Consider the following 24,202-nt stretch of genomic DNA (forward strand, 5'->3'; position numbering starts at 1 on the left):
GATGACGCTTCGGGCGATCAACCCTTTCCACATCAACGACGTGATTGTGGCTCGGTCTGGACACGACGCCCGGTCGCCCGAGTCGGCCTGATGACCCGCCACAGGGCCGCCTGTTCGCACTGCAAACCAGCACATGTCGGTAAGGGGATGAGTGCTATGCCTGTCGTCAACGAGATGCCGCGCACGTTGCGGAACGCGGCGGAGCTCGCCGAGACCGACCGGCGGGTGCTGGTGCATCCGCACCATCACGGCGGCCGGTCGAAGCGCATCACGATCGTCCGCGGTGACGGTTGCACGGTGTGGGACGCGTCCGGTGTGGAACTGCTGGACGTCATGGGCGCCGGCAACTGGGTCGCGCAGGTCGGGCACGGTCGGCCGGAACTGGCTGACGCGGCGGCCCGTCAGATGCGCAAGCTGGCGTACTACACCGGGTTCGACATCTTCGCCAACGACCAGTCCATCACGCTCGCGCAGCGGCTGGTCGACCTGGCCCCCGACGGACTGGACCGGGTGTTCTTCACCAACGGTGGCTCTGAGAGCGTGGAGACGGCCTTCAAGTTCGCCCGGCTCTATCACCACCACCGTGGCGAGCCCGAGCGCGTCTGGTTCATCTCGCGGAACTTCGCCTATCACGGCTCCACCTACGCCAGCGGCGCCGCGACCGGGTTCCCCGGCATTCACGCGGGCATCGGGCCGGAGTTCCCGAACGTGGCGCGGATCTCGCCCCCGCATAGCTACCGCGCGCCGGACATGTGTCCCGGCCGGGATCTCACCGACTTCCTCATCGAGGAGCTGGCCACCACCATCGAGCGGATCGGCCCCGGCAACGTGGCGGCGATGATCGGCGAGCCGGTCATGGGCGGCGCGGGGATTCTCATACCGCCTGCGGACTACTGGCCGCGGGTCCGCGAGCTGCTGTCGCGCCACGGGATCCTGCTCATCGCCGACGAGGTCGTCACCGGTTTCGGCCGGACCGGCGCCTGGTACGACTCGGCCGAGCGCGGTATGCAGGCCGACCTGGTGACCGTAGCGAAGGGCCTCACCAGCGGCTACGCCCCGCTGGGGGCGGTGCTCATGAGCGACGCGATCGCCGAGACGATCGCCGGCGGCGACACGTATCTGTTCCACGGTCACACCTACTCCGGCCACGCCACCGCCTGCGCGGTCGCGCACGCCAATCTCGACCTGCTTGAGCAGGAAGGCCTGGTGGATCGATCCCGCACGGTCGGCACGTGGCTGCGCGAGGCATTGGCCCCCCTGGCCGACCTGCCCGAGGTCGGCGAGGTGCGGGTAGCCGGCGCCACCGCCGGCGTGGAACTGGTGGCCGACCGGGACACCCGGGAACCGTTGATGGCCGACTGGGTCACCGTCGCCCTGCGCGACGAGCACCACGTGGCTGCCCGGGAGTACGGCAACACCCTCGTCATGGCCCCGCCGCTGGTCATCTCCCGGCCCGAGGTCGACCGCGCCGCGCAGGCGCTGGCCGACGTGCTGCGCCGCCGACCCGCCAGGCACTCGTGATGGAGTCCTACGACTACGTCATCGTCGGTGCCGGCACCGCCGGCTGCGTGCTCGCGGCGCGGCTGAGCGAGGACCCTGACGTGACGGTGTGCCTGCTCGAGGCCGGACCTGTCGACGACTCGGACAACATCCGCATCCCGGCGGCGGGCGGCAAGCTGCTGCGCTCGCAGTACGACTGGGACTACAACAGCAACGAGGAGCCACAGCTGGGCGGGCGCCGGCTCTATCTGCCGCGGGGACGTGTCCTCGGCGGCACCAGCGCGCTCAACGGCATGGTGCACATCCGGGGCAACGCCCGCGACTTCGACGAGTGGTGTCAGCCCGGCTGGACCTACGAGACCATGCTGCCGTACTTCGTCGGCTGCGAGGACAACGAGCGAGGCGCCTCGGCTTACCACGGGACCGGCGGCCCGCTGCCGGTCGCCGAGGGCCGTTCGCGCAACCCGATGGCGGCGGCGTTCGTACGTGCCGCGGTGGAGGCCGGGTTTCCGGCCAACGACGACTTCAACGGCCCGAGCCAGGACGGTTTCGGCTTCTATCAGGTGAACCAGCGCAACGGGCGGCGGTGCAGCGCTGCGGCGGCATACCTGCACCCGTCGGCTGCTCGACCCAACCTGACCGTGCGTACCCGAACCCACGCACACCGCGTCCTCGTCGAGGGCGGGCGGGCCTGCGGGGTACGGGTCCAGCGGTACGACGAGGTGGTCGACATCCGGGCGCAGCGCGAGGTCATCGTGGCCGCCGGGGCGTACAACTCTCCGCAGTTGCTGATGCTGTCCGGGATCGGTCCGGCCGAACGCCTCGCCGCAGTGGGCGTGCCGGTCCTCGCCGACCTGCCCGAGGTCGGCCGCAACCTGCAGGACCATCCCGCCCTGTACCTGGTCTTCACCCACGACGAGCCGGTCAGCCTGCTGTCCGCCGGTGAGGAAAGGAACGTTCGCCAGTTCGAGGCCGACGGCAGCGGACCGCTGTCGTCCAACGTGCCGGAAGCCGGTGGCTTCGTACGTACCCAGAGCGGCCTGGCGGCCCCCGACGTGCAGTACCACGTGCTGCCGGTGATGTTCGTCGAGTGCGCCCTCGGCGAGTCGGTCGAGCACGGCATTTCCTTCGGTCCCTGCGTGTTGCGGCCAGCCAGCCGAGGCGAGGTCAACCTTGCCTCCGACGACCCGACAGCCAAGCCGCGTATCCGGCACCAGTACTACGAGGAGACTGCGGACCTGCGGACGATGACAGCCGGCCTGCGAATCGCCATGGAGTTGGCCAGGCAGCCATCGCTGGCGCCGTACACCGTGCGCCCGTACGCGTACCCGGCTTCCACCGACGAGGCGGACCTGCACGCGTTCGTGCGGGCACACACCCAGTCGATCTTCCACCCGGCCGGCACCTGCGCGATCGGCCCCGTGCTGGACCCGGATCTGAGGGTGCACGGGGTGGACGGCCTGCGCGTGGTGGACGCGTCCGTGCTGCCGCTTGTGCCGAGGGGCAACACCAACGCCCCGATCGTCGCGGTCGCGGAGCGGGCGGCGGACCTGATCCGTGGCCGCGCCGAGCCGGCCCACACCCGCCAGGGCTTGATGGGTGTGCATCAATGAGCGAGAGGCTCGGCAGTCGGGCGGTCGTGCTCGGCGCCGGAATCGCGGGCCTTGTGACGGCCCGGGTGCTGGCGGACCGGTATGCCCAGGTCGTGGTCGTCGAGCGCAACACCGTCGTCGGCGTGACCGGCCCGCGTGCGGGTGTGCCGCAGGGTCACCACGCGCACGCTCTGCTGGCCCGAGGACAGGAGGTGATGGAGCGGCTCTTCCCCGGTATGCAGGCCGACCTGACCGCCGACGGCGTGCTCAGCGGCGACCTGTCGGGGGATCTGCGCTGGTACTTGCGCGGTCGCGCGCTGCAGCAGTCGCATTCGCGCCTGACCAGCGTCTCGGCCAACCGACCGACGCTCGAGGCCTGTGTGCGCCGGCGGGTCGTCGAGATGCCTGACGTGCTCGTGCGGGAGCGCACCGTTGTGCAAGGTCTGGCGACGACGAGCGACCACAGCCGGGTCACCGGCGTGCGGGTCGTCGGAGACGAACCAGGGGCGACACCCGAGACGATCGACGCCGACCTGGTGGTCGACGCGACCGGCCGCGGCAGCCGCACCCCGGTGTGGCTGGAGCAGTTCGGCTACCAACGGCCGGCAGAGGACAAGGTGCGAATCGACCTGGCCTATGTGTCGCAGTACTTCCGGTTGCGCACCGACCCGTTCGGCACCGACCTGGCGATCAACTCGGTGCCGCACCCGGGCAACACGCGCGGAGCCTTCTTCGGCAAGTTCCCCGATGACGTGGCCCTGTTGTCCCTTACCGGGCTGCTCGGCGACCACCCGCCGAGGGACCCCGACGGCTTCCTGGCCTTCGCCCGTTCGCTGCCGGTGCCGGACGTGTACGACGGGCTGCGCGACGCCGAGCCGCTGACCGAGCCCGTGACCTTCACCTTCCCGGCGAGCCTGCGTCGCCGGTACGAGCGGCTGTCCCGCTTCCCGGAGCGCCTACTCGTGCTCGGCGACGCGGTCTGCAGCTTCAACCCGGTCTACGGCCAGGGCATGACGGTCGCCGCCATCGAGGCCATGACGCTGCGTACGTGGCTGCTTCGCGGCGTGCCGCCCGAGCCGCGCGGGTTCCTGCGCGACATCGGTCGCGTCGTGGACGTGCCATGGCAGATCTCCACCAGCGGCGACCTCGACTTCCCAGGTGTACCCGGCAAACGGTCGGCGATGGTGCGCATGGGCAACGCTTACATGGCCCGGGTGCAGTACGCGGCGACCAAGGACCAGTCCGTCACCGCGACGTTCATGCGGGTGGCCGGCCTGGTCGACCCGCCGAGCGCGCTGATGCGCCCCGGCTTCGTCCGGCGCGTGCTGCGGCTGTCACACGACCGCACAACCGGGCCGGCGGCCGAATCCCTCACCGCATTCGACCGAACCGACCAGTTAGAGAGGCCGCGTCATGAAACCGTTCCGCATCGAGATTCCGCAGGCCGCCATCGACGATCTCAACCGTCGGTTGGCCGACGTCCGCTGGCCCGCACCACTGGGAGACGACGACTGGAGCCGCGGTGTACCGGTGTGGTACCTGCGTGAGCTCGTCGAGTACTGGCGTACCCAGTACGACTGGCGGGCCGCCGAGGCTGAGCTGAACCGGTACCCCCAGTTCCTCGCCGAGATCAACGGCGCCACCGTGCACTTCCTGCACGTACGTTCCCCGGAGCCGGACGCGGTGCCGATGCTGATCACCCACGGCTGGCCGGGCTCGGTGGCCGAGTTCCTCGACGTCATCGGCCCGCTGACCGACCCTGCCGCGCACGGCGGCGACCGGGCCGACGCGTTCCACCTCGTCATTGCCAGTCCGCCGGGATTCGGCTTCTCCGGCCCGGCCCGCCCGGGGTGGCACGCGGGCACCATCGCGCCGGTCTGGGCCGAGCTGATGAACCAGCTGGGCTACGACCGGTACGTGGTCCAGGGCGGCGACGCAGGCGCGGTCATCTCGCAGCAGGTCGCCGCCGTGGCACCGGATCATGTCATCGGGTTGCACGTCAACATGCTGATGACCTTTCCGTCCGGCGATCCCGAGGAGCTGGCCGGGCTCAGCGAGGTCGACCAGGCGCGTCTCGCACTCATGGGCCGATTCGACGCGGAGCTGTCCGGATACATGAAGCTGCAGTCGACCCGGCCGCAGACCTTGGCGTACGCGTTGACGGACTCGCCCGTGGGCCAGCTGGCCTGGATCGTGGAGCGGTTCCGGGAGTGGACCGACGCGGCAAAGGTGCCCGACGACGCGGTGTCGAGGGACCGGTTGCTGACCATCGTGGCCATCTACTGGTTCACCGCCACCGCCGGCACGTCGGCCGCGCTCTACTACGAGGGCGCGGAGGGCATGCGCGCGATGGCCTCCGGCTGGCGGCCGGAACCGATCCGGGTCCCGGCCGGTGTCGCGGTGTACCCGCACGATCCCTTCCAGCCGTTGCGCGGGCTGGCGCACCACTACCTGGCCGACATCGTGCGGTGGAACGAGCCCGACCGGGGTGGTCACTTCGCCGCGATGGAGGAGCCGGACCTGTTCGTCGACGACGTGCGAGCCTTCGGTCGTATCGTGCGGTGACGACGAGGGGCAACGCGGCGTCCCGCGATGGACAAAGCGCAGTATCGGAGTAGATCCGTTGATGCACATGGATATGCTTCTGGAGTAGATCGACGGTCCCGCTGACGGCTCCCACAGCGGGTCAACGACACTGAGGACGGTGCCTAGGCATCGGAGGAAGGAAACTGCTGGGTGCCCGAGCGCGAACGAGTGTTCCACCGCTGGTCCGCGACGGCGAGAGCGTCGCTGAGTGGAGGCTTCGTCCCGGCCGCCGTCAGCTGATCCCGCCAGCCGTGGCACTGCTCGTGCGCACGAACGACACCGTCACGGGATCGATGCGCCCAACACTGATACTTCGGAGGCTCCCATGTCGGCAACCGGTAACCCCAAAGTCTCGATAGTGATCCCGACGTACAACCGTCGCGACCGGCTGCACAACACCTTGCACCAGCTCACCCGGCAGGTGCCCGGCACGCCGGAGTTCGAGGTCGTGGTGTCCGACGACGGGTCGTCCGACGACTCGGCGACCGTCGCCAAGTCGTTCGCCGATCGGCTGAACCTGAAATACACCTACCAGGAGGATCTCGGCAACCGGGTCGCGCTCGCGCGCAACAACGGTGCGCGGCTGGCCACCGCACCGATCCTGGTCTTTCTGGACACCGGCGCGATCGCCGGGCCCGACTTCGTACTACAGCACCATCTGGCCCACAGCAACGGTTCGCCCCGGCATGCCCTGGCCGGATACGCCTACGGCTACAACCCCGGGGACCCGATGGTGCAGGTGCCCGACCTCCTCAAGCGGTTCACACCCGAGGAGATGGTGGAGGTCTACGGCCGGGTCCACGAGTTCCTCGACAGTCGCGAGCTGGCGCTGCTCAGGTGCGACGACGACCTGACCAGGCGCAGCGTGCCATGGCTCGTCTTCTGGACCATCAACTGCTCCGTGCACACCGACGACTTCTGGGCGGTGGGCGGCTTCGACGAGGGGCACCGCGGCTGGGCCGTGGAGGACCTCGACCTCGGATACCGCCTGCACCGCAGCGGCCTGCCGCTGCACTTCACCCGCAAGGCCTGGGTGATCGAGGAGCACCAGGACCGGGTGTTCGACGAGCAGTACGAGGAGTTCCAGGCCAACATGCTGCGCTTCGTGACCAACAATCCGGAGCCGGTCAACGAGATCGGCTGGACGGTGGCGGTCCACGAGAACATGTTCTGGTCGTGGGAGGAGGACAACAAAGACCTTGAACGGTACACCGACGAGGTACGCGGTCTGGACGTCTCGGCAGAGGTCGAGCTGGCGTTGCGGGGCGTCTCCGCGACCGACCGCGTGGTCGTGATCGGCGCCGGCGGCGCGCTGCCCGAGTCGATGCCCGCGGCCACCGTGATGGACTTCGACCGGGAGCTGATCGAGCGCGTGGCAGCCACCGGGCGGCACGTCACCCATCACAGCCTGGGCCTGCGTACGCCGTTGGCCGACCAGTCCGCCGACATCGTCATCCTCACGTCCCGGCTCGCCAAGTTCTGGCGCCGCTGGGAGGACCAGTTCATGATCGAGGCACGCCGCATCGGACGCGACGTGCGCTGCCTCGTGCCGTAGACCCGCACTCCCCACGATCAAGGTGGCGCGGCCGGCGTCACCCTACCCGGCGTGCCCGGATTCCGTCTCACGCATCGAGCGATCTCCAAGAGGCGCTGGTCGCGGGCCGGGGCATGACCTCTACCAGCCAATCGATCCGGGACTGCTGATGCCCATGCGGGACGTGGATCCGTACAACGCCCCGGGCTTCACGCTCGGCGAGGTGGTCGAGTCGGCGGCCCTGCCGGGCTGACACCGGCGACATCGTGCCGCACCACCTCGCCTGGCGGGAGTACGCGGTCGGCGACGCCGCGCAATTCCAGGTGTTCGAGCGCGACCGCTACCTGTCGCTGATCAACCATCTCTCAATACCGTCAGCAGCGGGTCGTCGCTATATGCGGATGTGCCTATTCAGTGCATCGAACGGGACATTCAGGCACTCGACCTGCACGCCCTGATCCACCCCGACACCAACGTACCGCTGATTCGGCACACCCCGGAATGCCTGCCCGCCGATCATCGCCGTCCGGTAGGTGGGCTGCCGAGGCCTGCCCGAAAACTCAAGAGGAGGACCGGATGCCGCCAACGCTCTCCGACGCCACATCCCTCACGGGCACCACATCCAGCACGGGCCGTCGCTTGGCGGCGCTGGTCCTGCTGTGCCTCGCCAGCTTCATGATGATCCTCGACTCGGAGATCGTGATCCTGGCCCTGCCGTCCATCCAGAACGCCCTCGGCCTGGACCCCTCGGCGGCGCAATGGATCCTCACGGCCAACGCCGTCACCTTCGGCGGCCTGCTCCTGCTCGGCGGGCGCGCGGCCGACCTGCTCGGCCGGCGCCGCGTGTTCATGTGGGGCATGGCCCTGTTCCTGATCACCTCGCTGGTCTCCGGCATCGCCTGGAGCGGTGAGGTCATCATCGTGGCCCGCGCGCTGCACGGCGTGTCGTCGGCCATGCTCGTGCCCAGCGCGCTGTCCATCCTGATGAACACCTTTCGGGAGGGTAAGGAACGCAACCGGGCCATCGCCTCGTGGTCGGCGGTCGGCGGCGTCGGCGCGACCGCCGGGCTGCTGCTCGGCGGCACGATCACGACCGGGCTCGGCTGGCAGTGGGTCTTCCTGGTCAACGTGCCGGTCGTGGCGCTCGTCATGCTGATCAGCCCGTTCGTGCTCGACGAGAGCTGGGACCGCAACCGCGTACGCAACTTCGACATCGCCGGTGCCGTCACCATCACCGTCGCCGCGACCGCCCTGGTGTACGCGATCAGCAACGGGCCCGCGCTCGGCTGGGGCAGCGCACCGATCATCTCCCTGTTCGGCACGGTGATTCTGCTCCTCGGGGCGTTCGTCGTGATCGAGGCCCGATCCGCCGCACCCCTTGTGCCGATTCGCTTCCTGCGGCTGCACACGGTCGCGAGCGGCAACCTGCTCATGGTCGCCGTGGCGATGATCGTGTGGGGTGCGAGCGTGCTCATCTCGCTCTACACCCAGCAGGTGCTCGGCTACTCGGCCATCATGTCGGGCTTCGCCACCTCGGTCATGCCCGTGGCCGCCGTGTTCGGTGCCTACATCGGGCAGGCCTTCATCACCAAGCGCGGATTCCGCGTTGTCGCCGGGATCGGACTTCTCGGGCTCGGCGTGTGCTGCCTGCTGCTGTCCCGGGTACCCGTTGAAGGACAATACTTCCGCGACCTGTTCGTCGCGCTCGGACTCTTCGGTCTCTCCCTGGGCGTCGGGCACACCACCGCCTCGATCGTCGCCCTCACGGCGGTCCCCGAGCCGGAGTCGGGCCTCGCTTCCGGGCTGAGCGCCGCGAGCTTCCAGGTCGGCGGCGCCATCGGCGTCGCGTTCGTCACGACCGTGTCGGTGACCGTCTCGGGCGGATCCACCGCGCTGCCCGATCTGACCAGAGGTTTCCAGGCCGCGTTCATCGCCCTGGTGTGCGCCGCGATCGTTGGCTTCGTCATCGCCCTGGCGCTGCCGCGAAAGTCGGTCGCGCAGGCCGGCTGACCGTGGGGCCGGCTCAAGGCCGGCCTCACGCAAGATCTTTCACGCACTCTGTCCCGTCGTCCGCCCGGCCTCGACCCGTCCCAGCGACCACAATCGTCACACTGCGTCGAGCTAACAAGATCTACTAGGGTAGTAGGGTGGCCGAGTGAGCCGCTGGGTTGAGTCCGTGGAACGCCGTATCGACGCCCCAGCCGCGCAGCTTTACGCGCTGGTGTCCGACCCCGAACGGCACCCGGAGTTCGACGGGTCGGACGGGCTGGTCGGAGTGACCGAGGTGAGCACGTCGACGCGGCCGCTGCGGGTCGGTGATTACTTCACGATGGACATGGACCTGCGCGGGAAGTATGCGATGACGAGCACCGTCGTCGAGGCGATTCCGAATCGACGGTTCGCTTGGCAGAGCAGGCCACACCCGTCCTGTGCGGCGTGGCGCAGGAAGTTCTTCGGTGGGCGGATCTGGCGCTACACTTTCGAGCCCGATGGAGACGCCACGATCGTCCGCGAGAGCTGGGACCTGAGTGAGGAGCCTGGCCGCCTGGGGATGATCTGGTTCGGTTTCGAGGTGCGTAAGATCATGGGCCGATCCTTGGACCGGATGGCCGCGATCGTTCGGTCGGAGTGACGAAACGGGTCAGGGGATCGTGTCGGCGCTGTGCGTGTGGCGTCGGGCTGGTGCCGTCGTGTCGCCGGGAAGTGGGCGCGCCGGAACTGGGCGTGTCGTTGTTGATCGAGCGATCGCGCGGTGCCCACGCCCGGCGGCGCGAGCCGGCAGGGCAGCGCCGGTAACGGAGGCGACGTCGGCCCGCTGGAGCCGGCACAGCTGGTTGTGGCGTCAGGTGGCCCAGCTGACCTGAGCGGCCCCAGATCGCGGACACTACCGCCACGGCGGCATGGGCCCGCCGTCGCCTCAGGCGCGGAAGGCATGGGGCAAGAAACCACGCCGGCTACGCGAGGACGTCGACATCCTCAAACGGGCCACGGCTTTTCTCCGCGACGGAGACCCGATGAACGTGTACCCGCTCCGTCGGGGCGGAGAAGGCGCGGCCCGACGGGACCGTGAAGCGTTCCTGTGAGCTGCTGGAGGTCTCCCGGTCCGGCCTGCTACCAGCACCGAGCCGGGCCGTCGTGTCGGGACCGCGACCACGTCGACCTTGCCGCCCGTATAGCGGAGATCCACGCCTACTCGGCCGGCACCTACGGCGCGCCCCGGGTCCGCGCCGAACTCGCCGCGCAGGGGCGGCGGCATTCCCGGTAAGCGGGTCGCGCGGCTGATGCGGGGCGCCGGGTTGTGCGGCCGGACGCCGAAGCGGTGGCGGACCACGTGGGAGGGCTGGCTGTACCTGGGCACCGTCATCGACATCGCCTCGCGGGGTCGTGGGCTGGGCGACCGCCGACCACCTGCGGACCGATCTGCCCGCTCAGGCGTTGTCCACCGCGATCGCCGTCCGACGCCCGGCCGGGCCGGTGATCTTCCACAGCGACAGGGGTTGCCAGTCTACGGTTAGGGCAAGGCTCTCAACACCCTGATCCTCGCCTACGGCGACCGGATCACCATCTAACGACCTCGATCACACCCAAACGGTCAAACACGGAAATCGCCACCCTCCTCTACCGCCGCACTCGAAGCGGGCACCCGACCCGGCCCTCGTCCAGCAATGGACCACCCAGGTCCAGGCAGAGGAGGCCGCCACCGAAGCCGAGCTACGCCAGCTCACCGGCCGCCGCACCATGACCCCCGCCGAGATCAACACCGTGGTCGAGGTGCTCTCCGGCATCGCCAACGTCCTACGCACCGCCGACCCCGTCGACAAGGCCCAGGTCTACCAGCAGCTCGGAATCGAGCTCACATACAAACCAGGCCTCCGCATTATCGAAGCGGAGGCCAACCCTGATGGATCATGTACTAGTTTGTGTCCGAGGGGGGACTTGAACCCCCACGCCCTATACGGGCACTAGCACCTCAAGCTAGCGCGTCTGCCATTCCGCCACCCGGACTTGTCCGCACCACTCTACCGCCCCGGCTCCGGTGTCAGCACCATCGGCCGGCGGCAGAGGGCCGCACGGGGCATGACTGTACACGAGCGGATTCGATCATGCACAACCGCGCACCGGTCACCGCAGATGCCGCATTCGTCACCCGTCAGGCCGGTGACCAGATGACCAGACCGAGACACATCTCGTCGCTGGTCCCGTCACCCCAGACCACGTACCGGGCGGGCTGGTCGCGCAGTTGCGGCAGCCTGGCCCGCAGCGTGGCGTCGTGGGTGCAGGTCACCCGGTAGGTGTCGCCGGGGGAGACCGTCACCGGCTCGTCCAGCGGGACGATCGCCTGGTGGTCGAAGTCGTAGTTCGGTACGTCGAGCAGCGTCCGCGCCCGGTCGGTGCCCGGGTTCAGCTCGACGGTGATCGACCTCCCCAGCAGGTGCATGTGTCCGCCGAGGCCGTACACCGTGCCGGCCTGGCGTACCGGATGGTCGCAGCTGCCGGTGTCACCTGCCGCCGGCGCCCGGCCGGCGTTGCACCACGTGACCAGCTGGTCGGCGAACCCGCCGACCTCGGGCCCGAACCGCTGCTTCACGTCCGCCAGCGCGGTGGCCCGGTCGCACAGCGCGCCGGACTCGCCCGGTGCGCACGGCAGCTCGACCGGTGCCGGCAGCAGCTCGGTTTCCAACGGCCGGATGCCGTCGACGTCGTCGACGATCCGCATCCGGATCCCCGACCGATCCGCTTGCCCGGGCCGTCCGTCGCTGGCGAGCAGGTTGTAGTGGATCTGCATGACCAGCTGGCTGCCGGCCGGCATCAGATAGCCGAGGTCGGCGTCGAACAGTGTCTCGTCGGCACCGGGCGCCCAGGAGGCGACCCAGGCGGGGTTGCCGCCGATCCCGGCGTCGCCGAAGCAGGTCCAGCCGGCTCCTGGCGACCGGTCGTCCACCGCCCGGGCCGAGGCGACCTCGGCCGGTGACACCCGGAAGAAGATCGCGTGGTGGACGATGTCGAGGTTGTCGGGCAGGAACTGGCTGCCGGTCAGCGCGACGTCACCGGTCAGCCCTGGGTCGACGAGGAAACAGCGGTACTCGTCGGTGCCGACGCCACCGGGCGCGGCCGGGGTGTACGCCTGCGGCATGGCGAGTTCGACGAACCGTTCGCCGTCGCGCAACGGCGCCGGGGGCGGTACGGCGACGCCGGAGTGCCGATGGTCGGGTGCCCGCTCCTGGCCCGCCGTCGCAGCCCCGGCCGGTCCACGGTCGGTGGTGGCGCCCGTACCCGCGCAGGCCGTCGCCAGAGCCGCGACTACAGCGACCGCCGCGACCGCCGTGATCCGCGCGGACCTGCTCACCTGACGTGCGCTCCGCCGCATGTCCATCCCCCGATCTGTACGCCGAGCCGAGGTCGACCCCGTGCCCGCTCATGCGGACCCTTCGATGGTCTACCGGACCAGCGCAGACCGGCATCAGGGAAATACCCGGACAATGATGATCAATATCGCCGTGTGCGGGACATGCCAGTGAGACCGACCGCGACCACCTGTCAAGGGGCGCAGTTCCCCAACTCATCAGGTACTGGAGCCGCGAAAGATCACGCTCCGCGCCACTACGATCGAATCCGACGGTGTTACCCGACGAGGGAGGAATCCACTCGTGACTGCCCTGACCGAACCGCGCACGCACGCCGTACCGGACGAGGACCTGTTGCGGGTCCTCGCCGCGCCCGACGACGTCGAGCTGGCGCAGCTGGACGCGTGGTGGCGGGCCAACAACTACCTGACCGTGGGGCAGATCTACCTGCGCGGCAACCCACTGCTGCGCGAGCCGCTGACGGCCGACCACATCAAGCCGCGGCTGCTCGGCCACTGGGGCACCAGCCCCGGCCTGTCGCTGATCTACGCCCACGTGTCCCGGCTGATCCGGCACACCGGGCAGCAGACGATCTACCTCACCGGCCCCGGTCACGGCGGCCCGGCGCTGGTCGCCGCCGGCTACCTCGAAGGCACGTACACCGAGATCTACCCCGACGTCACCCGGGACGAGTCCGGCATGCTGCGGCTGTTCCGGCAGTTCTCCAGCCCGGGCGGCATCCCCAGCCACGTCTCGGTCACCACCCCCGGCTCCATCCACGAGGGCGGCGAGCTCGGCTACGTACTGGTGCACGCCTTCGGCGCGGTGATGGACAACCCCGACCTGCTGGCGATCGCCGTGGTCGGCGACGGCGAGGCCGAGACCGGGCCGCTGGAAGGCTCCTGGAAGGGCGTGTCGTTCATCAACCCCGCCCACGACGGCGCCGTACTGCCGATCCTGCACCTCAACGGCGCGAAGATCGCCGGCCCGACGGTGCTGGCCCGCAAGGAGCGCGGCGAGGTCCGTTCGCTGCTGGAAGGCCACGGGTACGAGGTCATCGAGGTCGAAGGCGACGACCTGCCCGGGATGCACTTCCGGTTCGCCGCCGCCCTCGCCGACGCCTGGGGCAAGATCCGCGCGATCCAGTCGGCGGCCCGCTCCGGCGACTGGGACGGCTCCCGCCCCCGCTGGCCGCTGATCATCCTGCGGTCGCCCAAGGGCTGGACCGGCCCGGAACAGGTCGACGGCATCACCGTCACCGGCACCTGGCGCTCGCACCAGGTGCCGCTGTCCGGCGTCCGCGACAACGCCGACCACCTGGCGATCCTGGAGACGTGGCTGCGCTCGTACCGGCCGGAGGAGCTGTTCGACGCCGACGGCGCGCCGACGCCGGTGGTCACCGGCGTCAACCCCGACGGCGACCTGCGGATGAGCGCCAGCCCGCACGCCAACGGCGGCCTGCTCACCCGCGACCTGGACATGCCCGACTTCCGCGAGTACGCCGTCGACGTGCCGCAGCCGGCGCAGCTGCGCGCCGAATCGACCCGCAAACTCGGCGAGCTGATGCGCGACATCTACACCCGCAACCCGGACCGGTTCCGGTTGTTCTGCCCGGACGAGACCAACAGCAACCGGCTCGGCGCGGTCTTCGAGGTCTCCGACCGCGGCTTCATGGAGCAGGTGTACCCGACGGACACCGCGATCAGCCGCAACGGCCGGGTGATGGAGGTGCTCTCCGAGCACAACTGCCACGGCTGGCTGGAGGGCTACAACCTCACCGGTCGGTACGGCATGTTCGCCACCTACGAGGCGTTCGCGATGGTCAGTGCGTCGCAGACGGTGCAGCACGGCAAGTGGCTGCAGGAGGCGGCGCACCTGCCGTGGCGGGCGAAGGTGCCGAGCCTGAACATCCTGCTGACCTCGACGGCCTGGCGTAACGACCACAACGGCTTCTCCCACCAGGGGCCCGGTCTGATCCAGGTGGTCCTCAACCAGCGGGGCACCGTGTCACGGGTCTACCTGCCGCCGGACGCCAACTGCCTGCTGTCGGTCGCCGACCACTGCCTGCGGTCGAAGTCGTACGTCAACCTGATCGTCATCGACAAGCAGCCGCAGCTGCAATGGCTGACGATGGACCAGGCGGTCGAGCACTGCGCCAAGGGCGCGGACATCTGGGAGTGGGCCGGCACCGACGACGGCGCGACCGACCCGGACATCGTGCTCGCCTGCGCCGGTGACGTGGTCACCATGGAGACGGTGGCCGCCGCGCAGATCCTGCGCGAACGCCTGCCCGGTCTGAAGGTACGGGTGGTCAACGTCGTCAACCTGATGACGCTGCCCCGGCCGAAGGACCACCCGCACGGGATGAGCGAAACGATGTTCACCGAGCTGTTCACCGACTCGGTGGACGTGGTGTTCGCCTTCCACGGCTACCCGGGCGCGATCCACCAGCTGGTGCACGGCCGCCCGGACGCAGACCGGTTCCGGGTCCGCGGCTTCATCGAGCAGGGCACCACGACCACCCCGTTCGACATGACGGTGCGTAACCGGGCGTCGCGCTACCACCTGGTGATGGATGCGATCAACAACGCCCGGCGGCTGCCGCGCGGTGCCGCCGACCTGAAGGCCTGGTGCGAGGCGAAGCTCGCCGAGCACGAGGCGTACGTGGTGGAGCACCTGGAGGACATGCCCGAGGTGCGGGACTGGTCGCTCGGCGACTGGGCCAAGCAGGGCTGACCTGTGGGGGCGGGCCCGCCGGGCCCGCCCCCACTGTCAGGAGACCCGGCACATCGTCGACCAGCAGCGGGAGTGACACATGGCAGTCGTGAAGATCAACGCGATCGAGGTGCCGGCCGGTGCCGGCGAGGAGCTGGAGCGCCGGTTCGCCGCCCGGCAGGGCGCGGTGGAGAACGCGCCGGGCTTCCTCGGCTTCGAGCTGCTGCGCCCGGTCTCCGGCGAAGGACGCTACTTTGTCTACACCCGGTGGGAGAGCGAGGAGGCGTACCAGGCGTGGGCGGCCGGGCCGGCCCGGCAGGCGCACGCCGGCGACGGCGACGGCGGCAAGCCTCGGCCACCGGTAGCGACCGGGGCGAGCCTGCTGGAGTTCGAGGTGGTCCAGTCGGTCTCCCGCGCCTGACGGGAGCCCCGTCGCACCGGTGCCACCATCGGGTCTGAACCGTTCGGCGACCGGGTATGCCGGGCAGCATGACCTGGCTCAGCGTCCTCACCGGCACCGTCCTGATCACCGTCGTGCTGGTGGACGTGTGGTTGACGATTCTGCACCCGGACGCTGAGGGTCCGCTCGCCGGCGCGGTCCGCCGACTGGTGTGGCGGGCGTCGTCACTGGTCGGTGGGCGCGGCCGCAGCCCTCGCCGTACGCCGCTGGTGTGGGCCGGCCCGCTGCTGGTCACCGGGACCTTCCTGACCTGGATCGGGCCGCTGGTGTTCGGCGTCGCGCTGCTGGTCTGGCCCTACCTGGACGGCTACCACCGGGTGGCCGGTTACGGGCGGGCCGGCTTCGTCGACGCCCTGTACTTCGCCGCCGGAACCCTGACCGTGCTCGGCTACGGTGACCTCACCCCGGACACGCCGGCGCAGAAGCTGCTCGCGGTCGCCGTCGGCGCGCTCGGATTCGCACTGTTCGCGGCGTTGGCGACCTATCTGATCGAGCTGATCACCGGGCTGACGGTGCGCAACGGCTTCGCGCTCGCCGTACACGACCAGGTGCGGGGCACCGACGGCGCCGGCCTGATCGCGCGTAGCCTGACCGAGGAGGGGGTCGACGCGACCCGGCAGCGCTGCGCGGCGTGGGCCGAGAGCCTGCGGGCACTCGACGACACGGTCCGCCGCTATCCGTTGGTGGCGTTGACCTATCGGCCACGCCGACCGGACTACGACATCGAACCCGCCCTGGAGCACCTGACCGAGGCGACGGTCGCCGCGTTGCTGGCGGCGCGACGCGGCCCGTGGCGGGGGCTGGGTCAGCGTGCCGAGGAGCTGGCGTTCGCGCTGCTGCGCACCCAGGACACGATCGCCCGCCGGTACCTGAGCCGGCGGCTGCCTGATACCGGCCCGACCGGCGGTGACATCGACACCGACACAGGTGGCAACGGCGGCGACGAGGCGGACCGGCTGCTGGGGCAGCTGCACGGCCGGCTCGCCGAGCAGTTGGGGGAGCGCTTCGACGAGTCGTTGTCGGACGATGATCGCCTCGCCGGGGAGGTGCTGTCGCGTTCCACGGTCTTCCTGGACGGGCTGCGTAACTGGTCGGCGCCCGGGGTGAAACCGCACCCGGTCGGTGGCCGGCCGGCCGCCCGGGTGGTCAACCGGTGACGCAGCTGTCGACCGGAGCCGGGCGCGGTTCGAGACGGTCCGCGATGCCGCGCAGCGTGGCGGCGGTGCCCGCCCGTAGCCGACTCGTCAACTCGACGGGGGAGCGGCGCGGCGGGTCGGGCCGCACCGGGGCGTCGGGGCGCGCCGAGTTCACGTGGTGGGCCATCGCGGTCAACGCGGTGCTGTAGCCGGCGGGCATCTCCATGGTCAGCTCCTCGGTGCGGGGCCGGTACTCGGCCGGGTGATCATTTCGGTCGGCAGCACGACCTGCCGGCGGTGGCCGTCGGCAGGTGGGTCGAGCAGCAGTTCGGCGGCGATCCGCCCCTTGTCCTCGGCGGGTTGCCGGATGGTGGTCAGATCGGCTGCGGCGGCCTGGTCGATGTCGTCGAAGCCGGTGACCGAGACGTCGACTCCGGCGCGCAGACCCCGCGCGGCGAGGGTGTCGAGTACGCCGAGGGCGAGCACGTCGGTCAGGGCGAGGATCGCGGTGGGCGGCTGTGGCCGGTCGAGCAGCAGTGCGGCGGCGTGCTGCCCGTCGCGGCGGTCGTTGCCGGCGGTGGCCACGACCGCCAGGTGTGACCAGGGCACCCCGGCGGCGGTGAACGCGTCCCGGATGCCGGTGAGCCGGCCCCGGGTCGAGGCGTAGTGGGCCTGCTGCGGCCCGGCGAGGTCGACCGGTGCGGTGGGTCGCGCGGTGGGGAAGACGCCGTCGGCGACGACGCCGATCCGCCGGTGTCCGTGGCCGGCGAGGTGCTCACCGAGCCGGGTGGTGGCGGCGGCCTCGTCGATGCCGACGTGGTGTTCGGTCGGGCCGGCACCGTCGAGTGGGCTGGTGGCGACGATCGGTAGCCCTCGGGCGCGGATCGCGGCCAGCGCCCAGTGGGTGTCGGAGCCGCAGTAGACGCAGAAGCCGTCGACGGCGGCGTTGTCCAGCGCGCGTACCGCGACGTCCCGGTCGGCGGGCAGTGGGATCAGCAGCAGACTGGTGTCGCGTTGCTCGGTGGCGGCGGCCATGCCGCGGAGGAATCGCAGCGCGAACGGGTCGGTCACGGCGTAACTGAGGTTGCTGGTGAACAGCACTCCGATGGCGCCGGCGCGACCGCGACGCAGCGACCGGGCGGTCGGGTTGGGGCCGGGGTAGCCGAGCTGGCGGGCGGCGTCGAGGATCCGGTCGCGTAGCGCGGGGGAGAGCTGGTCGGGTCGGGCGTACGCGTTGGACACGGTGCTGCGGGACACGCCGACGTACGCGGCGACGGTCTGCAGGGTGGGTCGCTCGGTCATCGTCCACCCGCCCTTCTGTATCGATCCAGCTTCTGGATCGATACAGTAACACGGCGTACCGACCCGCCGGAACCCCCGGCCGCCCACGTCGATCGATGTGATTAGCTGGCCGCTGCCCCGCCGCAGACCCGGAAGGAGATGTCGGCCCGTGCCCGACGTCCTGCTCAGCATCGCGATCATCGCCGCAGCGGTGGCGGCGGCGGTCATCGCCGTCACCGTCGTCTACCGGATCCTGCGGATCGCCGGACGTCGATCGACACTGCTCACCGACATGTCCCGGCGCGCCTACTGGCCCACGACCATCATCGCCGCGCTGCTCGCCGCCCGGCTCAGCATCCCCGTCGCCACCACCAACGGCTGGCACGGACCCGTCCTGCACGTCATCATGCTGGCCAGCATCGCCGCCGGTGGCTGGCTGGTCGCCACCCTGCTCGGACTCGCCGCCGACACCGCCCTGCGCCGGTTCCGTATCGACGTCAACGACAACCTCGCCGCCCGCCGCGCCCACACCCAGATCACCGTCATCCGCCGCGTCGCGTTCGCCGTCGTCGGCGTCGTCACCGTCGGCGCCATGCTGATCACCTTCCCCGGTGCCCGCGCCGCCGGCGCCAGCGTCCTGGCCTCCGCCGGCCTCGTCGGCGTCGTCGCCGCCCTCGCCGCCCAGTCCACCCTCGGCAACATGTTCGCCGGCCTGCAACTGGCCTTCGGCGACGCGTTGCGCCTCGACGACGTGGTCGTCGTCGAAGGCGAATGGGGCCGCATCGAGGAAATGACCCTCGGCTACGTCGTGGTGAAGATCTGGGACGAACGCCGCCTCATCCTGCCGTCGTCGTACTTCACCACCACCCCGTTCCAGAACTGGACCCGCACCGCCGCCTCGGTGCTCGGCACCGCTGAGATCGACGTCGACTGGAGCCTGCCGGTCGAGCAGATGCGCGCCGAACTGCGCCGCATCGTCGAATCCGAGGCCGCCGCGCCACTGTGGGACGGACGGGTCTGCGGCCTGCAGGTCACCGAGGCCACCGGCGGCACCATCCGGACCCGGGCCCTGGTCAGCGCCGCGAACAGCTCCGCCCTGTGGGACCTGCGCTGCCTGGTCCGCGAACAGCTCGTCGCCTGGGTGCAGGAACAGCACCCGCAGGCGCGGCCCCGGGTCCGCGCCGAGGTCGGCCCGGACGGTGCCGGCGCCGTCGACCACCCGGCCAGCGACAACGGTACGCAGCCCACGCCCCGCCCCCGTACGGCCGAGACGACCCCGGGTGTCGGCGACCAGGACGAGTCCCCGGCCGACCCCGGCCCGTCAGCCGGAACCCGCTGACCAGTCACTCAGCGCCGCCGGATCCACGATCACGACCGTACGCCGCCCGGTGGTGACGATGCCCGCTTCCCGCAACGCGGTGAGCTCGGTGACGACCGCGTTGCGGGAGGCACCTACCAGCTCGGCGAGCTCCGACTGGGCCAACCCGATCCCGGGTCGCCCTGTGCTGCGTCGAACCTCCCGGTCGAGGTGCAGCAACGTACGGGCCAGCCGGTCCCGTACCGGCAGCACAGCCATCGCGACGCGTTGCTCATCCGCGTCGCGCAGCCGGCGCACCGTGTAGGCCGCGAAGCCCGCCGCGAAGGCGGGCCGGTTCAGGAAGTGCCGGAACTGCGGGCCGCTCAGCAGTCGGGTGACCGTCGGAGTGAGAGCGGTCACCGTCGCCGACCGGGCCATCTGGTCCACTGCGGACAGATCGCCGACGACGTCGCCGGCGGCCCGCAGCGTCAGCATCGCGTGGCCGCCGTCGCTTTCCGACCGGACGACCTTGACGCAGCCGGCGAGGATCACGTGCACATGCTGACCGGTGTCACCCTGACGCAGCATCACGGCACGGGGGGCGAAGCGGGCAGCGACGCCGGCCTGCTGCACCTGCTGCCATTCCTCCGGCGGAAGGTGGGCGACGAGACCGAGCTTCTCGCGGTCCTGCATGCGACGAATGTATCCGTCGGCGACGATGTACACCGACCGGGCTCAGCTGGCGCGGTCGCGCAGCAGCTCCACCGCCTCGTCGAGGCGCCCCTGCCGGGCCAGCAACGTCACCAGTAGACCCACCCCGTGCCAGTCGTCGGCCGCGACCCCGGCCTGCAGCAACCTGACAGCCTCGTCGACGTCGCCCCGGTCGGCCAGTACCGTCGCCAAGGCGGTCCGGGCCGCCGGTTCACCCTGGTCGGCGGCGAGCCGCCAGAACCGTTCCGCCTCACCGGCCGCGCCCTGCTCGTGCAGCAGCGTCGCCAGCCGGGACGCCGCATGCCAGTCACCGGTCTCGGCCAGCACCCGCAGCTGATCGAGGTGGCCCCGGTCGGCCAGCAGGTCCACCAGGATCCGCCCGGCCGGTGACTCACCGGCGGCGGCCCGGTCCCGCAGGTAGCCGGTCGGGTCCGGGACGGCTTCGATGCCGGGAGACTCCGGCCCGAACGCCCGGCTGCCGCCGAACTCCTGTCGTAGCTGGTCGTCGAGATCGTCGGCGAGTTTGAGCATCGCCCGGATCGCCACCAGCAGATGTGTCGGCTGGAACTCGGCGCCGAACACCGGGATCGACGCCCAGACGGTGTCGCCGCTGCAGTAGATCCGCCCGAACGGCAGCGTGGTCGTCAGCTCCGACAACCGGCGGAACAACGTCTCCGTCGGTGAAACCCCGGTCAGCAGCGGGGAGAAGACGTCCACCAGCGGCGGCTCCTCCTGGGCGCGTACCAGGATCATCGCCGAACCGGCGCGGATGCCGATGTCGCCGTCGGAGTCCAGCCGCAGCTGGTCGACGGTGGTGCCGAGGAAGCTCGCCACGACCAGCTTCACCTGGCCGGTCAGTTTGTCGCCGGCGACCGCCCGTACGTCGGCGGCGGTGACCCGGTCTGCCCGCGCACCCGGCGCGCCGACCACCGGCCGGGCGGCCAGCGCCGCCGCCAGCCGGGTGCTGGTGGGCAGCGGCACCGAGGTGGTCGTCGCGGCCGGCCGGGCGGCGAGTGCGGCGACCAGCCGGGACAGGAACCGGTCAGCCGCGCTCATCGCCGGACTCCCGACCGGTCGACGCATCCGGTGGGGCCGTCGGGTCGACGACCCGCACCTGGTCGAACATCTTCGCGATGAACAATGGCGCGACCACCCCGAAAACAAAGGTCGCGAACGCCGTGGTCGCCACGCCACCGGCAGCCGCCGCTGCGGCCAGTCCGGTGCCGGCGATGGCACGCAAAGTGACCGCGAAAACGATGATGGGCCGGTCCCGTCGGCTGCGCCACGGCCACTGCCAGCGACCTTTCGACTCGGTCGTCGGGCGCATCATGCCGTAGAGATTCAACGCCTCGGCCACTATGCTGCCGACCAGTCCCCACGTCGCTGCGATCCATAGAGACACGTCCCCACTCTACTGATCGTGGTCACCCGTTCACCCGACGGGTGCCGATCCGGTCGACGCCCCGGCGTCCGCCCTGGTCGGCCACTGCTGCAACGGTATCCGACGCCGGCAACCGGCCACCGCAACCGAATGGAGATCAACATTTCGCCGGCGGGGACTGGCGCGGTGCGGGAGGAAATGAGACTGTATCCGGCGGTTATCTGACATGTCCGGGCGGCCGGCACCGGAATCGGAGGGCAAAATGTCCGAAAAGGACGACGAGCAGACGCGGCTGCGGATCGGTGGCTGGCTACCGAACGACGGCGCACCCGGGTCGGTCTCGCCGCCGCCACCGGACGCCCCCGCCGCCGACGCATCCAGGACCCCCGGCGCCGTCGCCCGACACAGCGCCGCCAACTTCCTACGCCGGGTCACCCCGAACCGGCCGCTGACCGCCATCGTGCCCCGCTCCGGTGCCCGCAACGCCGCCCGGCAGGCAGCCGCCGCCGCAGCCGCCGCCAACCGCGTCGCCCCCGCCGACCTGCCATCCGGCGGCCTCGGCGGCACCGGCGACGCCGGCCGCGGTGCCACCTACCGGGCCGGACACACCGACCAGCAGCCGAACGCGCAACGACGGCTCGTCCTCGGCGGCGCCGCCCTCGTCACCATCACCGTCCTGATCGGAATCGCCGTCGCTCAGGACAGCACCCAGCAGGCACCGATCCGTGGCGAGTTCGCCGCCAACGCCCCCGCCGTGATCCCCTCCACCGGCGCGTCGACCGGCACCGACGACCCGGCAACCGATGCCGACCCGGATTCCGACGCCGACCTGCCCGGCGTGGACGGACCGGTCGGCGATCCCGCCGCCCCGGCCACCCCGACCCCCGGCGACGCCACCGGCGGCGGCACCGCCCCCGGCACCGGCACCACGGCCCCCGGCACCGGCACCGCGACCACCCCACCCGCTCCCGCGCCACCGACCACGCCGGCCGGCCCCGCCGAGGTGCCACTGCTCATCGGCACCCGGATCAACTTCGAGGCCGCCGGCCTGCCCGGCCACCGGATCCGCCACCGCGACGGCATCGTCGTCGTCGAACGCGTCGACGCCGGCAGCCGGTCCGACGTCAAGGCCGACGCCGCCTTCGTCGTGCGCGCCGGACTGGCCAACCGCAACTGCCTGTCCTTCGAATCGGTCAACGCACCCGGCCACTTCCTGCGCCACTACGACTTCCGGATGTTCCTGGCCCGCAACGACAACAGCGCCATCTTCCGCGCCGACACCACCTTCTGCGTGGTCCCCGGCATTGGCGGCAAGCACACCTCGCTGCGCTCACACAACTACCCGGACCGCTTCCTGCGTCACGACGGCAGTAGGCAGATGCGGATCTCGGCGATCGGCGACGGCTCCTCGGCGGCGACGGCGACCTTCATCGCCCGTACCCCCGTCTGACCGCACCGGGCTCGCGGCGCATCGACCACAGCGGCGGCCCGGCGGGGGACAGGTGCCGGGGACCGGGCGTCCGCCACCCGTGGCGGGCCAGCAGGTCCCGTACGTACGGCTCGTCGGTGACCGTGTGCCCGACGAGCCCGGCGGCGTCCAACCGACGCTGATGGTCGTCGAGCAGCGCGGCACCGATCCGCCGCCGCCGCAACCACGGCGCCGCCGCCCACCACACCAACTCGTGCCCGGCGACCTCGGTCGTCTCGCCCGCCTCGCCCGCCGCCACGGCCACCTCGGTCGCCTCGGCGCGCTGGTCCGGACGCTCCGGTCGGTCCGGGCCCGTCGGTAGCCGCAGCGCCGCGCTGCGATGCTCGTCGCGCGCCGCCCGCAGATGCGCGAACCGCCGCCGATAGATGCCGACCGCGCCGAGCAGCGCCCGGTCGTGGGCGGTCACCGTCTCCAACACCATCGGGTACGGCTGCCAGACGGCCACCCCGGCACCGTCACCGGCCACCCGGACGATCCCATGCGACAACGCCTGCGTCAGCTCCACCTCGAACACCCGCAGGAACGTGGTGTACCGGGCCGCCACGCCCCCGATCAGCCACGACGCCACCGGATTCGACACGAACGCCTCCGCCAGCAACGCCGACAACTCGCCGACGTCGCCGGCCACCGCCGGCCGTACGGCCGTTTCGCACTGCACGGTCACTCTCCTTCACGCTTGGTGGTCATGGTGGTGGCGCTGCGCGTGCGCGCCGTCCGGGCCCAGGCCAGGAAACGGACGTACGCCACCGCCGGGGCCAGCCCCGGCAGATCGTGCGCGGCCTCGACGGACCGCTCCGCCACGTACATGCACAGACCGATCCGGTCGTACGCGGCGATCAGCTGCGCCTTCGCCGGATCGCACGGCCACGGCTGCCCGCACACCCGGCACCGCCACGACGGCCGTACGGCCACGTGGTCGACCTCGGCCACCCGGCCCCGGCCGCCGACGCGGTCGACGGTCATCGACCGACGTCGAGGGTGACGAACTGCCCGGAACCGCATTGCGGGCAGCGCAACGTGTGCCCGCACACCGGGCACCAGCGCCGCCGCAGCCGACACAGCAGCAGGCCCGGCGGAATGCCGAGCAGGACACCGGACAGAATGAACGCGAGAGCGGACAACATTCGATTTCCTCCCGAGCGAAGATCAATTAATCGTGCGGCAGGAGCGCGCGG

21 protein-coding genes, 1 tRNA gene and 1 pseudogene are annotated in these 24,202 nt (G+C 70.7%); 13 read left to right on the forward strand and 10 right to left on the reverse strand.

All coding sequences use genetic code 11. The features are described from left to right. Positions 1-156: 156 nt before the first annotated feature. The 8 genes and pseudogenes from O7623_RS03285 to O7623_RS03320 form a co-directional block, all read left to right on the forward strand. Positions 157-1,521, forward strand: a complete 1,365-nt coding sequence (locus O7623_RS03285; RefSeq protein ID WP_282227101.1) for an aspartate aminotransferase family protein — start codon at positions 157-159, stop codon at positions 1,519-1,521. Next, positions 1,521-3,113, forward strand: coding sequence for a GMC family oxidoreductase N-terminal domain-containing protein (locus O7623_RS03290; protein WP_282227102.1), 1,593 nt, complete (start codon positions 1,521-1,523; stop codon positions 3,111-3,113). Before O7623_RS03285 ends, O7623_RS03290 begins: the two co-directional genes overlap by 1 nt. Beyond that, the gene (locus O7623_RS03295; protein ID WP_282227103.1) at positions 3,110-4,639 is read left to right on the forward strand and encodes an FAD-dependent oxidoreductase; all 1,530 of its coding nucleotides are present in this window, start codon (positions 3,110-3,112) and stop codon (positions 4,637-4,639) included. The genes O7623_RS03290 and O7623_RS03295 overlap by 4 nt, the downstream gene beginning before the upstream one ends. Next, the gene (locus O7623_RS03300; RefSeq protein WP_282229295.1) at positions 4,563-5,657 is read left to right on the forward strand and encodes an epoxide hydrolase family protein; all 1,095 of its coding nucleotides are present in this window, start codon (positions 4,563-4,565) and stop codon (positions 5,655-5,657) included. The genes O7623_RS03295 and O7623_RS03300 overlap by 77 nt, the downstream gene beginning before the upstream one ends. Positions 5,658-6,003: 346 nt before the next feature. After that, positions 6,004-7,233, forward strand: coding sequence for a glycosyltransferase (locus tag O7623_RS03305; protein ID WP_282227104.1), 1,230 nt, complete (start codon positions 6,004-6,006; stop codon positions 7,231-7,233). Between the two features lie 480 nt (positions 7,234-7,713). After that, positions 7,714-9,222 (forward strand): MFS transporter, encoded by a 1,509-nt coding sequence (locus O7623_RS03310; RefSeq protein ID WP_282227105.1) that lies wholly within the window; start codon positions 7,714-7,716, stop codon positions 9,220-9,222. A gap of 166 nt (positions 9,223-9,388) precedes the next feature. Then, complete coding sequence (locus O7623_RS03315; RefSeq protein ID WP_282227106.1) at positions 9,389-9,844, forward strand: SRPBCC family protein; 456 nt, start codon at positions 9,389-9,391, stop codon at positions 9,842-9,844. Between the two features lie 570 nt (positions 9,845-10,414). After that, positions 10,415-10,716: pseudogene (locus tag O7623_RS03320) on the forward strand (IS3 family transposase); the annotation flags it as partial. A 417-nt stretch (positions 10,717-11,133) separates the two neighbouring features. Here the strand turns inward: O7623_RS03320 and O7623_RS03325 are convergent. Then, positions 11,134-11,217, reverse strand: a tRNA-Leu gene (locus O7623_RS03325). A gap of 145 nt (positions 11,218-11,362) precedes the next feature. Continuing rightward, a complete protein-coding gene (locus tag O7623_RS03330) occupies positions 11,363-12,559 on the reverse strand; it encodes a monooxygenase (protein ID WP_282227107.1) in 1,197 nt (398 codons plus the stop codon). Between the two features lie 301 nt (positions 12,560-12,860). On the opposite strand from O7623_RS03330, the gene O7623_RS03335 reads away from it, so the two are divergent. The 3 genes from O7623_RS03335 to O7623_RS03345 all read left to right on the forward strand — a co-directional run bounded on the left by O7623_RS03335 (position 12,861) and on the right by O7623_RS03345 (position 16,889). Beyond that, positions 12,861-15,293 carry a phosphoketolase family protein gene (locus O7623_RS03335; protein ID WP_282227108.1) on the forward strand — a complete coding sequence of 811 codons (2,433 nt, stop codon included), beginning with the start codon at positions 12,861-12,863 and terminating at the stop codon, positions 15,291-15,293. Between the two features lie 79 nt (positions 15,294-15,372). After that, a complete protein-coding gene (locus O7623_RS03340) occupies positions 15,373-15,693 on the forward strand; it encodes an antibiotic biosynthesis monooxygenase (protein WP_282227109.1) in 321 nt (106 codons plus the stop codon). Between the two features lie 68 nt (positions 15,694-15,761). Next, a complete protein-coding gene (locus tag O7623_RS03345; RefSeq protein WP_282227110.1) occupies positions 15,762-16,889 on the forward strand; it encodes a potassium channel family protein in 1,128 nt (375 codons plus the stop codon). On the opposite strand, the gene O7623_RS03350 is transcribed toward O7623_RS03345, so the two are convergent. Together O7623_RS03350 and O7623_RS03355 are read right to left on the reverse strand one after the other, a co-directional pair. After that, positions 16,879-17,094: a hypothetical protein gene (locus tag O7623_RS03350; RefSeq protein WP_282227111.1), complete on the reverse strand. Its 216-nt coding sequence runs from the start codon at positions 17,092-17,094 to the stop codon at positions 16,879-16,881. The genes O7623_RS03345 and O7623_RS03350 overlap by 11 nt on opposite strands. Before the next feature lie 2 nt (positions 17,095-17,096). Then, positions 17,097-18,170, reverse strand: a complete 1,074-nt coding sequence (locus tag O7623_RS03355; protein ID WP_282227112.1) for a LacI family DNA-binding transcriptional regulator — start codon at positions 18,168-18,170, stop codon at positions 17,097-17,099. Positions 18,171-18,318: 148 nt separating this feature from the next. Between O7623_RS03355 and O7623_RS03360 the strand changes: the two genes are divergently transcribed. Then, positions 18,319-19,488 carry a mechanosensitive ion channel domain-containing protein gene (locus tag O7623_RS03360; RefSeq protein ID WP_282227113.1) on the forward strand — a complete coding sequence of 390 codons (1,170 nt, stop codon included), beginning with the start codon at positions 18,319-18,321 and terminating at the stop codon, positions 19,486-19,488. Here O7623_RS03360 and O7623_RS03365 read toward each other — a convergent pair. Genes O7623_RS03365 through O7623_RS03375 form a run of 3 tightly spaced genes read right to left on the reverse strand, consistent with a single transcriptional unit; the run spans position 19,471 to position 21,559 of the window. Then, positions 19,471-20,139, reverse strand: a complete 669-nt coding sequence (locus O7623_RS03365) for a Crp/Fnr family transcriptional regulator (RefSeq protein WP_282227114.1) — start codon at positions 20,137-20,139, stop codon at positions 19,471-19,473. The two genes, O7623_RS03360 and O7623_RS03365, sit on opposite strands and share 18 nt — an antisense overlap. A gap of 42 nt (positions 20,140-20,181) precedes the next feature. Beyond that, complete coding sequence (locus O7623_RS31310; protein WP_348775122.1) at positions 20,182-21,213, reverse strand: hypothetical protein; 1,032 nt, start codon at positions 21,211-21,213, stop codon at positions 20,182-20,184. Next, on the reverse strand, positions 21,200-21,559 hold the full coding sequence (locus O7623_RS03375) for a hypothetical protein (RefSeq protein WP_282227115.1): 360 nt from the start codon (positions 21,557-21,559) through the stop codon (positions 21,200-21,202). The genes O7623_RS31310 and O7623_RS03375 overlap by 14 nt, the downstream gene beginning before the upstream one ends. A gap of 241 nt (positions 21,560-21,800) precedes the next feature. On the opposite strand from O7623_RS03375, the gene O7623_RS03380 reads away from it, so the two are divergent. Further along, positions 21,801-22,988, forward strand: coding sequence for an AbfB domain-containing protein (locus O7623_RS03380; protein WP_282227116.1), 1,188 nt, complete (start codon positions 21,801-21,803; stop codon positions 22,986-22,988). Here the strand turns inward: O7623_RS03380 and O7623_RS03385 are convergent. From O7623_RS03385 to O7623_RS03395, 3 genes are read right to left on the reverse strand one after another with little or no spacing between them, the layout of a single operon-like run. After that, positions 22,966-23,685 carry a hypothetical protein gene (locus O7623_RS03385; RefSeq protein WP_282227117.1) on the reverse strand — a complete coding sequence of 240 codons (720 nt, stop codon included), beginning with the start codon at positions 23,683-23,685 and terminating at the stop codon, positions 22,966-22,968. The two genes, O7623_RS03380 and O7623_RS03385, sit on opposite strands and share 23 nt — an antisense overlap. 2 nt (positions 23,686-23,687) lie before the next feature. After that, complete coding sequence (locus O7623_RS03390; RefSeq protein ID WP_282227118.1) at positions 23,688-23,990, reverse strand: flavin reductase; 303 nt, start codon at positions 23,988-23,990, stop codon at positions 23,688-23,690. Further along, positions 23,987-24,151 carry a hypothetical protein gene (locus O7623_RS03395; protein WP_282227119.1) on the reverse strand — a complete coding sequence of 55 codons (165 nt, stop codon included), beginning with the start codon at positions 24,149-24,151 and terminating at the stop codon, positions 23,987-23,989. Before O7623_RS03395 ends, O7623_RS03390 begins: the two co-directional genes overlap by 4 nt. Positions 24,152-24,202 lie beyond the last annotated feature (51 nt).

It is taken from the genome of Solwaraspora sp. WMMD791, from assembly GCF_029581195.1.
GTDB lineage: Bacteria > Actinomycetota > Actinomycetes > Mycobacteriales > Micromonosporaceae > Micromonospora_E.

Bases quoted from the DNA above. Each gene is read 5' to 3' on its own strand.
- O7623_RS03290 (WP_282227102.1), top strand. From the start codon at position 1,521: ATGGAGTCCTACGACTACGTCATCGTCGGTGCCGGCACCGCCGGCTGC.
- O7623_RS03305 (WP_282227104.1), top strand. From the start codon at position 6,004: ATGTCGGCAACCGGTAACCCCAAAGTCTCGATAGTGATCCCGACGTAC.
- O7623_RS03395 (WP_282227119.1), bottom strand. From the start codon at position 24,151: ATGTTGTCCGCTCTCGCGTTCATTCTGTCCGGTGTCCTGCTCGGCATT.
- O7623_RS03310 (WP_282227105.1), top strand. From the start codon at position 7,714: ATGCCTGCCCGCCGATCATCGCCGTCCGGTAGGTGGGCTGCCGAGGCC.
- O7623_RS03285 (WP_282227101.1), top strand. From the start codon at position 157: ATGCCTGTCGTCAACGAGATGCCGCGCACGTTGCGGAACGCGGCGGAG.
- O7623_RS03340 (WP_282227109.1), top strand. From the start codon at position 15,373: ATGGCAGTCGTGAAGATCAACGCGATCGAGGTGCCGGCCGGTGCCGGC.
- O7623_RS03390 (WP_282227118.1), bottom strand. From the start codon at position 23,990: ATGACCGTCGACCGCGTCGGCGGCCGGGGCCGGGTGGCCGAGGTCGAC.
- O7623_RS03380 (WP_282227116.1), top strand. From the start codon at position 21,801: ATGTCCGAAAAGGACGACGAGCAGACGCGGCTGCGGATCGGTGGCTGG.
- O7623_RS03295 (WP_282227103.1), top strand. From the start codon at position 3,110: ATGAGCGAGAGGCTCGGCAGTCGGGCGGTCGTGCTCGGCGCCGGAATC.
- O7623_RS03365 (WP_282227114.1), bottom strand. From the start codon at position 20,139: ATGCAGGACCGCGAGAAGCTCGGTCTCGTCGCCCACCTTCCGCCGGAG.
- O7623_RS03345 (WP_282227110.1), top strand. From the start codon at position 15,762: ATGACCTGGCTCAGCGTCCTCACCGGCACCGTCCTGATCACCGTCGTG.
- O7623_RS31310 (WP_348775122.1), bottom strand. From the start codon at position 21,213: ATGAGCGCGGCTGACCGGTTCCTGTCCCGGCTGGTCGCCGCACTCGCC.
- O7623_RS03355 (WP_282227112.1), bottom strand. From the start codon at position 18,170: ATGACCGAGCGACCCACCCTGCAGACCGTCGCCGCGTACGTCGGCGTG.
- O7623_RS03350 (WP_282227111.1), bottom strand. From the start codon at position 17,094: ATGGAGATGCCCGCCGGCTACAGCACCGCGTTGACCGCGATGGCCCAC.